Source organism: Rhodococcus sp. ENV425 (assembly GCF_002887785.1).
Classification (GTDB): domain Bacteria; phylum Actinomycetota; class Actinomycetes; order Mycobacteriales; family Mycobacteriaceae; genus Rhodococcus; species Rhodococcus aetherivorans.
The window spans coordinates 27,330-40,478 of the sequence record NZ_PCZU01000300.1 but is presented as its reverse complement, the minus strand read 5'-3'; the positions used below and the strand labels follow the sequence as shown (position 1 = coordinate 40,478).

Below are 13,149 nucleotides of genomic sequence, written 5' to 3'. Positions count from 1 at the left end.
GCGGGGCCAGATCGCGACGATCAGGGCCACCACGACGACGAGGGCCACCAGGCTCCAGCGGCCTGCGCGGGTCAGTTGCACCGGGTCACCGTCCGGCCAGTTCGAGCAGGTGCTCGGTCTCCGGTCCCTTCACCAGCGCGGCGGCGGTCACGGGGTCGGTGGGTCCGATGCCGTAGGACGGGCAGTCCTTGGCCAGCACGCAGATGCCGCAGGCGGGTTTGCGGGCGTGGCAGACGCGCCGGCCGTGGAAGATCACCCGGTGCGAGAGCAGGGTCCATTCCTTGCGGTCGACGAGCGCGCCGACGGCGTGTTCGATCTTGACGGGGTCGGTTTCCTCGGTCCACTTCCAGCGGTGCACGAGACGCTGGAAGTGGGTGTCGACGGTGATGCCGGGGATGTCGAACGCGTTGCCGAGGACCACGTTGGCGGTCTTGCGGCCGAATCCGGGAAGTGTGACGAGATCCTCGAGGCGGCGCGGTACCTCGCCGTCGAACCGCTCGAGCAGGGCCTGTCCGAGGCCGATCAGGGAGTTGGCCTTGTTGCGGTAGAAACCGGTGGGCCGGATGTACTCCTCGAGCTCGGCCCGGTCGGCCTCCGCGTAGGCGCGGGCGTCCGGGTAGCGGGCGAACAGGGCCGGGGTGACCTGGTTGACCCGCACGTCGGTGCACTGCGCGGACAGGATCGTGGCGACCGCCAGCTCGAGCGGCGTGGTGAAGTCGAGTTCGCAGTACACGTGGGGGAACGCCTCGGCGAGCCGCCGGTTCATGCGGCGGGCCCGCCGCACCAGGGCGAGCCTGCTCTCGGGTTTCCGCTCGCCTCCGGACACGCGTCGTCGGCGCACGTCGGGACTCTCGGACGGGGTCGCATGCACCTGCTCCACTGTACGTACCCGGCCGGTCGCGGATTCGGCGCTGTGTCGCTTCTGAGACCTTTCTTGTGTTTACTTCCCGGTATGCAAGCTCTTGCTGTCGTACTCTTCCCCGTGCTGCTCATGCTGTTCGCATTGGCGATGGAGCGGGTCGAGTCCCGGCTGAGCCGTCTGTCCGTTCGCCAGCAGGAGGTCGAGGAGTTCCTCGACAAGGCGAGCCACGACGACGTCGCCACCCTGGCCAGGGAGGGATTCCCCCACGCTCTCGCCCGGTTCCACCGCCGTCGGCGGCGGGTCCTCGTCATGGAGCTCGACGATGCGGAGTCCGACATGGGAGCGCGCCGCGCGAGCTGATTTCGGGACGCATCGGTAGGATGCGTGGGCGTTGCTGCAGGAACGGCACGGCAGCTGTCGTGGTGTCAATCACTCATGCCGAGTGCGCGCACAGTAGACTTCGTTTCCGTACGCGTTGCAGGTGGCCTGTCCGGGCGCCCGTGGACGTCGTGCAGACCCGGCAGCATGACGACGAGAATTTTCCCCAAAGGAGCGCACGTGGACGACGTCCTGGCCAGAGCAGGCATCTTCCAAGGAGTCGAACCCTCGGCGGTTGCGGCGCTGGTCAAAGAGCTTCAGCCGGTCGATTTCCCCCGCGGACATGTCATCTTCAACGAGGGTGAGCCGGGCGACCGCCTGTACATCATCGTCTCCGGCAAGGTGAAGCTCGGCCGCCGCTCGCCGGACGGCCGCGAGAACCTGCTGACCATCATGGGCCCGTCCGACATGTTCGGTGAGCTGTCGATCTTCGACCCGGGCCCGCGTACCTCCACCGCCACGACCGTGACCGAGGTCCGGGCCGTGAGCATGGACCGCGACGCCCTCAAGGCCTGGATCGACCAGCGCCCGGAGATCGCGGAGCAGCTGTTGCGCGTGCTCGCGCGCCGTCTGCGCCGCACCAACAACAACCTGGCCGACCTGATCTTCACCGACGTGCCCGGTCGCGTCGCGAAGGCTCTGCTGCAGCTCGCGCAGCGGTTCGGCACCCAGGAGGCGGGCGCGCTGCGCGTCACGCACGACCTGACCCAGGAGGAGATCGCACAGCTCGTCGGCGCCTCCCGCGAAACCGTGAACAAGGCGCTCGCCGACTTCGCCCACCGCGGCTGGCTGCGGCTCGAGGGCAAGAGCGTGCTCATCTCCGACTCGGAGCGCCTCGCCCGCCGCGCGCGGTAACACCCGTTCCACGAATCGAGGCCGGTGCATCGTCGATGCACCGGCCTCGATCGTTCGGGAGGTCAGGCGAAGCTGCGCAGGTACTCGAGCTGGACGTTGACCGACTTCTCCGCGACCGGCCATAGCGACGGGTCCACGTCGGCATACACGTGCTCGACGACGGACCGCGGCGTGGCGTCGTCCCCCAGCACCCGCAGCGCGGCCCGCACCTGGTCGAGCCGCTCCTCCCGATGGTCGAGGTAGCCGCGGGCGATGGTCTCCAGGTCGGGCAGGTCCGGTCCGTGCCCGGGCAGAACGGTGTAGCCGGCGCCGAGGTCGATCAGCCGGCGCAGCGACCCGAGGTAGTCCCCGAGGTCGCCGTCGGAGTCGTCGAGGACGGTGGTGCCCCGACCGAGGATGGTGTCGGCGGTGAGCACGCTGCGGTCGTCCTCGAGGACGAAGGACAGCGAGTCCGCCGTGTGACCCGGCGTGGCGAGTACCCGGATACGCAGTCCGGCCGCCTCGATCACCTCGCCGTCGGCCAGGCCCGCTCCCCCGCCGTGCCGGTGCCGGGCGTCCACGGCCCGCACCGCGCTGCCGGTGAGTTCGGCGAACCGTCCGGCGCCGTCGGTGTGGTCGCCGTGCCGGTGGCTGACCAGGGTCAGCGCCACGGGCACCCGGGCGACGCGCGCGAGGTGCGCCTCGTCGAGCGGGCCCGGATCGACCACGACGCACTCGTCGCTGCCGGGCGCCCGCAGGATCCAGGTGTTGGTGCCGTCGAGCGTCATCATCGACGGGTTCTCCGCCAGCACCACCGCGGCATTGGTGGTGACCTGTCGCAACTGCGCGTACGCGGGGTGAACCAGCGTCATGATCCGGCCTCCTCCGTCGGAAGGTGTGGGGTGCGTCCCACTCTAGATCCGGCTCACCCCGCGCCCGTCAGCGCACCTCGGCGATGATCTCGACCTCGACGGGAGCGCCGAGCGGCAGTTCGGCCACGCCGACGGCGGAGCGGGCGTGCACGCCCGCCTCCCCGAACACCTCACCGAGGAGTTCGGACGCGCCGTTGATCACACCCGGCTGGCCGGTGAAGCCCTCCGCCGAGGCGACGAAGCCCACGACCTTCACGATGCGGACGAGGTTGTCGATGCCGACGAGGCCGTCCAGCGCGGCCAGCGCGTTGAGCGCGGCGATACGCGCCGCGGACTTGGCGGCCTCGGCCGAGACGTCGGCGCCCACCTTGCCGACGAGACCGAGCGTGCCGTCGACGAACGGCAGCTGCCCCGAGGTGTAGACGTGGTCACCGGTGCGGACGGCGGGAACGTAGGCGGCGACGGGTGCCGCCACCGGCGGCAGGCTCAGACCCAGTTCGGCGAGCCGCGCCGTCCAGGTCCGCCCCGCGGAATCCTCTGCTGCCACGCGGCTCAGCCCTTCGGGCGCTTGAGGTAGGCGACGTGCTGCTCGCCGGTGGGTCCCGGGAGCACCGACACGAGTTCCCAGCCGTCGGCTCCCCACGTGTCCAGGATCTGCTTCGTGGCATGGGTCAGCAGGGGCACCGTCGCGTACTCCCACGTTGTCAATTCGCTCATGTCTCGACCCTATATGCGCACCGGACTTATAGGCTCGACGTCGTGGCATCAACGACTGCTGAACACGACGTCTGGCCGGCGACGGCCGCGCAGGCGCGGCTGCACTTCGTCTCGGGCAAGGGCGGTACCGGTAAGTCGACCGTCGCGGGGGCGCTGGCCCTGGCCCTGGCGGCGGGCGGCCGCAAGGTGCTGCTCGTAGAGGTCGAGGGACGGCAGGGCATCGCGCAGCTGTTCGACGTGCCGCCGCTTCCGCCGGTCGAGACCAAGATCGCCACGACGGATAGCGGCGGCGCCGTATATGCCCTCGCCATCGACATCGAGACGGCCTTCCTCGAGTACCTGGACATGTTCTACAACCTCGGGTTCGCGGGACGGGCGATGCGCCGGATCGGTGCGATCGAGTTCGCGACCACGCTGGCGCCGGGCCTGCGGGACGTGATCCTCACCGGCAAGATCAAGGAGACCGTGGTGCGTACCGACCGCACCGGCGAACCCGTGTACGACGTGGTCGTGGTGGACTCCCCGCCGACGGGACGCATCGGCAGCTTCCTCGACGTGACCAAGGCGATGGCCGACCTTGCCAAGTCGGGTCCGATCCGGTCGCAGAGCGAGGGTGTGGTGCGGCTGCTGCACTCCGACGAGACGATGGTCCACCTGGTCACGCTGCTCGAGGCGCTGCCGGTCCAGGAGACCGCCGACGCGGTGGCCGAGCTGCTCGCGGCGGACCTGCGGCTGGGCACGGTGATCGTCAACCGCACCGCCCCCGACTTCCTGCCCGAGGAGATGGTCGACGAGGCCGCCGCCGGCCGGATCGACGCGGAGGCGGTACGCGAGGGGCTCGACCGCGCCGGGGTCGCCCTCGGCGACGAGGACTTCGCGGGTCTGCTGACCGAGACGATCGAGTACGCATCCACCCTGCAGGCGCAGCAGGTCAGCGCCGCCCAACTCGACGAGGTGAACGTGGCACGAATGCACCTGCCCGCGCTGGCGGACGGCGTGGATCTCGGCGGGCTGTACGAACTCGCCGAGCAGCTCGGCGAACAGGGCGTGCGGTGACCGCGCCGCGGGCGCACCACGCGCCCCCGCTCGACGTCCGATCCATCCTCGCCGACCCCTCGTCGCGCATCATCGTGTGCACCGGCGCGGGCGGGGTCGGCAAGACGACGACCGCGGCGGCGCTGGCCCTGCGTGCGGCCGAGCAGGGCCGCAACGTCGTGGTGCTGACGATCGATCCGGCTCGGCGGCTGGCACAGGCGCTGGGCGTGCAGGCCCTCGACAACAGCCCGCAACTCGTGCAGCTGGGGCCGGACGCGAAGGGCGAGCTGCACGCGATGATGCTGAACATGCGCCGCACCTTCGACGACATGGTGCTCGAGCACTCGGCACCGGAGAAGGCGCAGCAGATCCTCGACAACCCCTTCTACCAGACGGTGGCCTCGTCGTTCTCCGGCACGCAGGAGTACATGGCGATGGAGAAGCTCGGGCAGCTCGCGGCGAGCGACACGTGGGATCTGATCGTGGTCGACACCCCGCCGTCGCGGAACGCGCTGGACTTCCTCGATGCACCGCAGCGGCTCGGGGCGTTCCTGGACGGCCGGATGATCCGGTTGTTCACCGCGCCGGGCCGCGGGCTCGGGCGGCTGGTCACGGGCGCGATGGGCCTGGCCCTGAAGGCGGTCTCCACGATCGTCGGCAGCCAGATGCTCTCGGATGCCTCGGCTTTCGTGCAGTCACTCGATTCGATGTTCGGCGGGTTCCGGGAGCGGGCCAACCGCACGTACCAGTTGCTGCAGCAGCCGGGCACCCACTTCATGGTGGTGGCCGCGGCCGAACCGGATGCGCTGCGCGAGGCGTCGTTCTTCGTCGAGCGGCTCTCCGAGGACCGCATGCCGCTCGCGGGTCTGATCCTCAACCGCACGCATCCCACGCTGTGCCCGCTGCCGGCCGACCACGCCCTGACCGCGGCGGATCTGCTCGAGGAGCAGGGACGGAAGGAGACCGCGCCGGCCGAGGCCGTGCTCCGGGTCCATGCCCACCGGGCGGTGACGGCGAAGCGGGAGCTGCGGCTGCTGGCCCGGTTCACGAGTGCGCACCCGCGGGTTCCGGTCGTCGGCGTGCCGTCGCTGCCGTTCGAGGTCTCGGACCTCGACGGGCTGCGCGCCGTCGCGGATCAGATGACCCGCGAGGCGTAACCTCGCGGGTCTCGGGGGTGCGCGGTCAGACGGCGTTCTGGTGCTGACGCTGCGCTTCGAAGAAGTCGGCCCAGGAGTCGACTTCGGGGTGCTGCTTGAGCAGCGCCCGGCGCTGACGTTCGGTCATCCCGCCCCACACGCCGAATTCGACGCGGTTGTCGAGGGCGTCGGCGCCGCACTGCAGCATCACCGGGCAGTGCCGGCAGATGACTGCGGCCTTGCGCTGGGCGGCGCCGCGGACGAACAACTGATCGGGGTCCACTTCACGGCATCGGGCTTTCGATACCCATGCGATGCGTGCTTCTGCTTGGTCTACGTCGAGCCGGGCCATCGGGGTGGTCATGTGCATTCAGTTGCCCCTTACTCTCCGAACGCCGTGTCACGGGGTCCTGGAAGGCGCGCAGAATCGGCGGCGTAGCACGACGGATCTGCACCACATTCCTATTCAGGTGTTATCTGCATCACACTGAGGACTCAATCTAGGTAAAGACTTCCCCGGATGCAAGGCGGAGAAACACTTTTCTGGTACGCCCGTGCATCACTGCACGTCGGAGGGCTTTTGCCAGCGCAACGCACACACGGGAACGCGTGCGCCGGGGTCTGCGCCCCGGGGTGGCACGTACTGTGTAGACGTGTCGATCGGAAAAACGGTGGCGAAGCTCGCAGGATGCACGGCACTGGGCGGAGTCCTGCTGGCCGGTGTGATGTTCCCGGCGGCCGGAGGCTTCGGCTACGTGTCGAACCGCGCCGCGGACACGGTGGACAACAGTTCCGCCGAACTCGTCGAGGGTGTGGTGCCGGCGGTCACCACGATGACCGATGCGGCGGGTACCCCCATCGCCTGGCTCTACGACCAGCGCCGGTTCGAGGTGCCGAGCGACCAGATCTCCAACGAGATGAAACTCGCCATCGTCTCCATCGAGGACAAACGCTTCGCCGAACACCAGGGCGTGGACTGGCAGGGCACGATCCGCGCCTTCCTCACCAACACCACCAGCGGTCAGGTCGAGCAGGGCGCGTCCACGATCGACCAGCAGTACGTGAAGAACTACCTGCTCCACGTGGTCGCCAAGACCGACGCCGAGCGGCGCGCGGCGATCGAGACGACGCCCGCGCGCAAGATCCGGGAGATCCGGATGGCGCTGACGCTCGACGACGAGCTGACCAAGGACGAGATCCTCACCCGCTACCTGAACCTCGTGCCGTTCGGGAACGGGTCCTTCGGCGTGCAGGACGCCGCCCAGACGTACTTCGGCATCGACGCGAAGGATCTGAACGTCACCCAGTCCGCGATGCTCGCCGGCATGGTGCAGTCCAGCTCCGCGCTGAACCCGTACACCAATCCGGACGGCGTGCTGGCGCGACGCAACGTCGTGCTCGACACGATGATCCAGAACATCCCCGAGCGCGCCGCCGAGATCCGGGCCGCGAAGGAGCAGCCGCTCGGCGTCCTGCCCGAGCCGAAGACCCTGCCGCGCGGCTGCATCGCGGCGGGCGACCGCGGGTTCTTCTGTGAGTACGCCCTGCAGTACCTGGCCGAGGCCGGGTTGTCGCGCGAGCAGATCGACAAGGGCGGGTACCTGATCCGCACCACGCTCGACCCCGAGATCCAGGGCTCGGTCAAATCGTCGCTGGACAGGTTCACCAGCCCGACCGTCGATGACGTCGCGACGGTGATGAACGTGATCCGGCCCGGGGAGGATTCGCCCCGCGTCCTGGCGATGGGGTCGAGCCGCGTGTACGGCCTCGACGGCGGGGCCTCGCAGACGGTGCAGCCGCAGCCGTACTCGCTGACCGGTCACGGCGCCGGCTCGGTGTTCAAGATCTTCACCGTCGCGGCGGCGATGGAGAAGGGCCTCGGCACCAGCGCCGTGCTGGACGTGCCGTCCCGCTACAACGCCCGCGGCCTCGGCGACGGCGGTGCCCCCGGATGCCCGCCGGCCACCTACTGCGTCGAGAACGCCGCACCGTACCCGGCGAAGCTGTCGGTGCCGGACGCGCTCGCACAGTCCCCCAACACCGCCTTCGTCAAGCTGATCGAGGCCACCGGTGTGGACGCGGTCGTCGACATGTCGGTGCGGCTGGGCCTGCGCTCGTACGCGCAGCCCAACACGTCCGGCTTCGGCGAGCAGAGCATGGTCGACATGCAGAAGGCCCAGCACCTCGGCTCGTTCACGCTCGGCCCCACCTGGGTGAACCCGCTGGAGCTGTCGAACGTCGCCGCCACGCTGGCCTCGCACGGCAAGTGGTGCCCGCCGACGCCGATCGACGCCGTGTTCGACCGCGACGGCAAGCCCGTGCCGATCACCCAGCAGGCGTGCGAGCAGGTCGTCGAACCGGGGCTGGCCGACACCCTCGCCACCGCCCTGAGCAAGGACACCGCGGGCGGTGGTACGGCGTCCGGTGCGGCCGGATCGGTGGGCTGGAACCTGCCGGTGGCGGCGAAGACCGGAACGACCGAGTCGCACATGTCGTCGGCGTTCGTCGGGTTCACGAACAACCTGGCCGGGGCGGTCTACACCTACGGCGACTCCCCCACACCGGGGCAGATCTGCAGCGGACCCGTGCGCCCGTGCTCCGACGGCAATCTGTTCGGCGGCACCGAGCCGGCCCGCACCTGGTTCACGGCACTGCTGCCCGTCGCGAACAAGTTCGGGCCCACCGAGTTGCCGCCCGCGGACCAGAAGTACGTGCGCGGCGCCGGCAATGCCCAGGTGCCCAACGTCGTGGGTCTGAACCGTCAGCAGGCGAGCCAACGGCTGATCGACGCCGGCTTCCAGGTGACGGAGACGACGGTCAAGGCGGAGGGCCGCAGCGGCACCGTCGCCTCGGTCTCCCCGTCCGGGTCGGCCGTCCCGGGGTCCACGGTGACGATCTTCGTCAGCGACGGCTCGGTGCGCGCCGCGCCACCGAGCCCGAGCGCGACCCCCGGCCGACCGACCGAGAGCCAGGTGCCGGACACGACGGTGCCGGCCGCGCCGGCACCCATCCCGGGACGATGACCGTCACCCGTCCGGTCGCGCGACGACCGGACGGGGTCTTCGGCTACAGGCGCGACTTGACGGCGGCGGACAGGCGCTTGCCGTCGGCCTTCCCGGCGGCGATCGCGGTCGCGGCCTTCATGACCTGACCCATCTGCCGCGGCCCGGGCCGCTCCCCGATCTCCTCGGCGACCTGCGCGATGGCGGTATCCGCGACGTCGGCCAGTTCGGCGTCGGTGAGCGGCGTCGGCAGGTACTCGTCGATGATGCGGGCCTCGGCGTGCTCCTTGGCCGCCAGTTCGCCGCGACCGTTCTCGGTATACACCTCGGCAGCCTCGCCGCGCTTCTTCGCCTCGCGCGCGAGCACCGTCACGACGTCCTCGTCGGTGAGCTCGCGCGCCTGCTTGCCGGCGACCTCCTCGGTCTGGATCGCGGCAAGCAGCATGCGCAGCGTGGTGATCCGCAGCGGATCCTTGTCCTTCATCGCGGCCGTGAGGTCGGCGCGGAGCGTGGACTTGAGCGAGGACGTGGTGTCGGACATGCCTCGACGCTACGCGGCGCCCCGCGAACCCGTGCGCGGACGAGCCCCGGCGGTACGCTGGAGACGTGCCAGACGTTCCCACTCTTCGACGTGCCGCGATCGGTGCGGCCGGTGCCGCCGCCCTGGGCCTCGGCTACGCGACGCTCATCGAGCGCAACGCCTTCGCCCTGCGGGAGGTGACGCTCCCGGTCCTTGCGCCGGACGCCTCGACGCTGCGCGTGCTGCACCTGAGCGACATCCACATGACGCCCGGGCAGCGGCTCAAGCAGAACTGGCTCCGCGAACTCGATCGCCTCGAACCCGACCTCGTGGTCAACACCGGCGACAACCTTGCGCATCCGAAGGCTGTGCCCGCCGTCGTGCAGGCGCTCGGCGGTCTGCTCGCCCGGCCGGGGCTGTTCGTCTTCGGCAGCAACGACTACTTCGGGCCCCGGGTGAAGAACCCGCTGAAGTACTTCGACCGCGACCACGAGCGCGTACACGGCGTGCCGCTGCCCTGGAGCGATCTGCGCGCCGCGTTCAGCGAGCGCGGCTGGCTCGACGTCACGCACGTGCACCGCGAACTCGAGATCGCCGGGGTGCGCGTCAGCGCGGCCGGTGTCGACGACCCGCACATCGACCGGGACCGGTACGACACCGTCGCGGGTCCGGCGAACCCGGCGGCGGATCTGCGGCTGGGGCTGACCCACTCCCCCGAGCCGCGCGTGCTGGACCGGTTCGCGGACGACGGCTACGACCTCGTGCTGGCGGGCCACACCCACGGGGGCCAACTGTGCCTGCCGCTGGTCGGCGCGCTGGTGACCAATTGCGGGCTGGACCGGTCGCGGGTCAAGGGCGTGTCACGCTGGGGCTCGCACATGCGGTTGCACGTGTCGGCGGGCATCGGCACGTCGCCGACGGCCCCCGCCCGGTTCTGGTGCCGGCCCGAGGCGACGCTGCTGACGCTGATCCCGGCCCCCCGCGAGCAGGCTCGCAGCACCGCGGACGCGGGCACCCGGAGCACGTTTTCACCGCACTGACCAGGCGATTTAACCGTCACCCCGATCGTGCTGTAAGCTAACCGAGGTTCGAAACGGGGTGTGGCGCAGCTTGGTAGCGCGCTTCGTTCGGGACGAAGAGGTCGTGGGTTCGAATCCCGCCACCCCGACTCGTGAAGGACCTGACCGGGGCCCCTTCTCCATCCGGAGAAGGGGCCCCGGTCCCGTTCTCCGGGTCTCGGCACGACGCGCCCGACGCGATCGTGAAGTACGGTGAGCAGACCGGCACGTTCCCCGCCTCGAGCGCCCGGCTCGACGCCTCCCGGTGACAAGTCGGCCTCCTCGAGGCCGCGCAAGGAGCGTCTCATGACGCACAACCACGCCATCACCCACAGCAACGGGAATCGCTCCGGCCCGCCCGAGCGCCCCGTACCGTCGCACCGCCCCCCTGCTCGATTTCCCACCCCGACCCAGACTCCCCGCTTCCTGCTCCGGCCGAACTCGGCACCACCGTCCCCGATCGACGGCTCGTGGTTCCCCTGGACCGCGAACCTCACCGATGAGCTGGACGACCTGATCTCCGCGCTCACCCTGCGACTCGGCCCCGTTGCCCGGGTCTGCTTCGACTGGAACGCCCTGCAGATATCGCGAAAGCGAATCGACGAGTTCGACCTCGACTCCGGCGGTATCGCACTGCGCGAGCCGGCACCCGGACAACCACCGCACACGATGTACTTCCTCGGATGCAACGGCACCCAACTCGTGCTGGTACTCCTGTCCCCCGACACCGAACCGGATCACGCCTACGGCATCATGCGCACGCTGGCGGATTCGTAGGTCCGGCCGGCGCCGGCGGCTCATCCGGACGGCCGGCCGCCCCCGGCGTCCAGTGTTGCCCTCAGGCCGGAGAAGAAGAGGTCGAGGCCGCGTTCGAATTCGGCGGCGCCGTCGTAGGAGGCCAGTATCGGCGCGAGACTGCGCAGGAGTGGGAATTCGTCGATCGGCAGGCGATGCAGTCCCAGGCGGAGCAGGTCGTCGGACTCCTCGGGCTGCTCGACGAGTTCCTGCAGCTCGTCGAGGACGTGACCGTGGAGGAATCCGAACAAGGCCCGGTAGACGTGTAACGCCTCGGCCGCGGAGAATCCGGCCCGGGTGAGCAAGGTCAGGATGCCTTCGAGCGGACGCAGCGTGCCGAGCGGCCGCAGCGCGAGGGGTGTGGACAGGGGGCGGGTGACCAGCAACGGAACCACGTGCGGGTGGTCGAGGGCAAGTTGCCGGAAATCCCTTGCAACCGTGCGTAGTTGATCTTCCCAGTCGCCGTCGCGGGGGTCGACGACCAGTTGCTCGAGGACGATTTCGGCAACTCCGTCGAGGAGGGCGGCCTTGTTCGGCGCGTGACGGTAGAGGGTCATCGGATCCCGGCCGAGAGCCTTGCCGAGGCGGCGCATCGAAAGCCCCTCGACGCCGTCGCGATCGATGATCGCGAGCGCAGACGCAAGGATCAATTCCCGGGCTCGAGTGTTCCTGCCGGACCTGCCGTCGTCGAATCCGATCGAGCGGCCCGCAGGAACCTTCGGCATCACGGACTCCTCTCCGTTCGCCTCCACTGTAGCCCTATGCTGTAGGTCTACAGTGTTGACACCTCGAGTGCTGCGGGTGTTGACTGGGTCTACACCCCAGGCCCGGAGGCCGCCATGATCGACGTTCTGCGACCGAACCCCCTGCTCGCTGCCGTGATCGTCGGGCCCGGAGGGCCGAGCGACAGCGAGCGGGCACCCGACTCCACGGAGTACGCCGTGGCAAGCCGCCGCAACCACTACTGATTCAGTCCTGCCGTGCGGGGCCGAATCCGGCATCGCACGTTGCGGACTCGATACGGAAAGAACACGATGGCGATCTCCGACATCAAGGAATATGCGCACCTCACCGCGGAAGACGTCGAGGCGCTGAGCACCGAGCTGAACGGGATCCGCCGGGACGTCACCGAGTCGCTCGGCGCGGCGGACGCCGCCTACATCCGGCGCACGATCGCATTCCAACGTGCGCTGGATGTCGCTGCGCGGTTGATGATATGCGCCAGCAAGGCGCCGGCCGGGTGGGCGCTGGGGGTGACGGCCCTCGCCGGGGCCAAGATCGTGGAGAACATGGAGATCGGCCACAACGTCTCGCACGGGCAATGGGACTGGATGAACGACCCGGAGATCCACTCCACCACGTGGGAATGGGACATGGCCGGGCTCTCCTCACAGTGGCGGTACTCCCACAACTACCGCCACCACGTCTTCAACAACGTCGTCGGCATGGACGACGACCTCGGCTTCGGCGTCATCCGGATCACCCGCGACCAGCCTTGGCATCCGGGCAATCTGGCGCAACCGCTGCGAAACCTGCTGTTGGCAACCACATTCGAGTGGGGAATCGCACTGCACGGTCTGCACTCCGTGAACGAGCACGCCGGCAGCGCGGCCGAGAAGACCGACCACAACCGGGCACTGCTGGGAAAGGTTGTCCGCCAATCACTCAAGGACTACCTGGTCTTCCCCGCCCTCAGCGGTCGTCGCTGGCGGCGCACCCTGACGGCCGGCCTGGCCGCGAATCTGCTCCGGAACCTGTGGTCGTACGTGGTGATCTTCTGCGGGCACTTTCCGGACGGCGCCGAGAAGTTCACCCTCGTCGAGCTCGAGCGCGAGACAAGGGCGGAATGGTATCTCCGGCAGATGCTCGGAAGCGCCAATTTCCACGCCGGCCCGGTGATGGCCTTCATGAGCGGTAACCTCTGCTACCAGATCGAGCAT

At 69.3% G+C, this 13,149-nt stretch carries 16 protein-coding genes and 1 tRNA gene; 10 read left to right on the top strand and 7 right to left on the bottom strand.

What is annotated here, in order from left to right; all coding sequences use genetic code 11:
- Positions 1-85: 85 nt before the first annotated feature.
- On the bottom strand, positions 86-880 hold the full coding sequence (gene nth, locus CQZ88_RS28565) for an endonuclease III (protein ID WP_037201375.1): 795 nt from the start codon (positions 878-880) through the stop codon (positions 86-88).
- 72 nt (positions 881-952) lie between these two features.
- Between nth and CQZ88_RS28560 the strand changes: the two genes are divergently transcribed.
- Both CQZ88_RS28560 and CQZ88_RS28555 read left to right on the top strand, forming a co-directional pair.
- Positions 953-1,222 carry a hypothetical protein gene (locus CQZ88_RS28560; RefSeq protein ID WP_029547213.1) on the top strand — a complete coding sequence of 90 codons (270 nt, stop codon included), beginning with the start codon at positions 953-955 and terminating at the stop codon, positions 1,220-1,222.
- Positions 1,223-1,420: 198 nt separating this feature from the next.
- Positions 1,421-2,095 (top strand): Crp/Fnr family transcriptional regulator, encoded by a 675-nt coding sequence (locus tag CQZ88_RS28555; protein ID WP_003935274.1) that lies wholly within the window; start codon positions 1,421-1,423, stop codon positions 2,093-2,095.
- A 62-nt stretch (positions 2,096-2,157) separates the two neighbouring features.
- Here the strand turns inward: CQZ88_RS28555 and CQZ88_RS28550 are convergent, their stop codons facing one another.
- The 3 genes from CQZ88_RS28550 to CQZ88_RS28540 form a co-directional block, all read right to left on the bottom strand.
- Complete coding sequence (locus CQZ88_RS28550; RefSeq protein ID WP_102800627.1) at positions 2,158-2,946, bottom strand: MBL fold metallo-hydrolase; 789 nt, start codon at positions 2,944-2,946, stop codon at positions 2,158-2,160.
- Positions 2,947-3,013: 67 nt separating this feature from the next.
- Entirely contained in the window at positions 3,014-3,493 is a 480-nt protein-coding gene (locus CQZ88_RS28545; RefSeq protein WP_006945565.1) for a RidA family protein, read from the bottom strand.
- Between the two features lie 5 nt (positions 3,494-3,498).
- A complete protein-coding gene (locus tag CQZ88_RS28540; protein ID WP_006945567.1) occupies positions 3,499-3,663 on the bottom strand; it encodes a DUF4177 domain-containing protein in 165 nt (54 codons plus the stop codon).
- Positions 3,664-3,705: 42 nt separating this feature from the next.
- Here CQZ88_RS28540 and CQZ88_RS28535 point away from each other — a divergent pair, with 42 nt between their 5' ends.
- Together CQZ88_RS28535 and CQZ88_RS28530 are read left to right on the top strand one after the other, a co-directional pair.
- A complete protein-coding gene (locus CQZ88_RS28535) occupies positions 3,706-4,719 on the top strand; it encodes an ArsA-related P-loop ATPase (RefSeq protein WP_006945568.1) in 1,014 nt (337 codons plus the stop codon).
- Complete coding sequence (locus CQZ88_RS28530) at positions 4,716-5,855, top strand: ArsA family ATPase (RefSeq protein ID WP_006945569.1); 1,140 nt, start codon at positions 4,716-4,718, stop codon at positions 5,853-5,855. The genes CQZ88_RS28535 and CQZ88_RS28530 overlap by 4 nt, the downstream gene beginning before the upstream one ends.
- A 25-nt stretch (positions 5,856-5,880) precedes the next feature.
- Here CQZ88_RS28530 and CQZ88_RS28525 read toward each other — a convergent pair whose 3' ends face one another.
- Positions 5,881-6,204 (bottom strand): WhiB family transcriptional regulator, encoded by a 324-nt coding sequence (locus CQZ88_RS28525; protein ID WP_026137870.1) that lies wholly within the window; start codon positions 6,202-6,204, stop codon positions 5,881-5,883.
- Positions 6,205-6,505: 301 nt separating this feature from the next.
- Here CQZ88_RS28525 and CQZ88_RS28520 point away from each other — a divergent pair, with 301 nt between their 5' ends.
- Positions 6,506-8,857, top strand: coding sequence for a penicillin-binding protein (locus CQZ88_RS28520; protein WP_102800626.1), 2,352 nt, complete (start codon positions 6,506-6,508; stop codon positions 8,855-8,857).
- Positions 8,858-8,900: 43 nt separating this feature from the next.
- On the opposite strand, the gene CQZ88_RS28515 is transcribed toward CQZ88_RS28520, so the two are convergent.
- Entirely contained in the window at positions 8,901-9,377 is a 477-nt protein-coding gene (locus CQZ88_RS28515) for a GatB/YqeY domain-containing protein (RefSeq protein WP_006945572.1), read from the bottom strand.
- Between the two features lie 65 nt (positions 9,378-9,442).
- Between CQZ88_RS28515 and CQZ88_RS28510 the strand changes: the two genes are divergently transcribed.
- The 3 genes from CQZ88_RS28510 to CQZ88_RS28500 all read left to right on the top strand — a co-directional run bounded on the left by CQZ88_RS28510 (position 9,443) and on the right by CQZ88_RS28500 (position 11,191).
- Positions 9,443-10,396, top strand: a complete 954-nt coding sequence (locus CQZ88_RS28510; RefSeq protein ID WP_102800625.1) for a metallophosphoesterase — start codon at positions 9,443-9,445, stop codon at positions 10,394-10,396.
- A gap of 54 nt (positions 10,397-10,450) precedes the next feature.
- Positions 10,451-10,524 (top strand) — tRNA-Pro (locus tag CQZ88_RS28505).
- 196 nt (positions 10,525-10,720) lie between these two features.
- Entirely contained in the window at positions 10,721-11,191 is a 471-nt protein-coding gene (locus CQZ88_RS28500) for a DUF5994 family protein (protein WP_006945575.1), read from the top strand.
- A 20-nt stretch (positions 11,192-11,211) separates the two neighbouring features.
- Here CQZ88_RS28500 and CQZ88_RS28495 read toward each other — a convergent pair whose 3' ends face one another.
- Positions 11,212-11,934 carry a TetR/AcrR family transcriptional regulator C-terminal domain-containing protein gene (locus CQZ88_RS28495; protein ID WP_251550171.1) on the bottom strand — a complete coding sequence of 241 codons (723 nt, stop codon included), beginning with the start codon at positions 11,932-11,934 and terminating at the stop codon, positions 11,212-11,214.
- A gap of 114 nt (positions 11,935-12,048) precedes the next feature.
- Between CQZ88_RS28495 and CQZ88_RS32140 the strand changes: the two genes are divergently transcribed.
- Together CQZ88_RS32140 and CQZ88_RS28490 are read left to right on the top strand one after the other, a co-directional pair.
- Positions 12,049-12,177 (top strand): hypothetical protein, encoded by a 129-nt coding sequence (locus tag CQZ88_RS32140; protein ID WP_006945579.1) that lies wholly within the window; start codon positions 12,049-12,051, stop codon positions 12,175-12,177.
- Positions 12,178-12,243: 66 nt separating this feature from the next.
- The coding region (locus CQZ88_RS28490; RefSeq protein WP_258008859.1) for a fatty acid desaturase at positions 12,244-13,149 on the top strand (906 nt) is incomplete at its 3' end.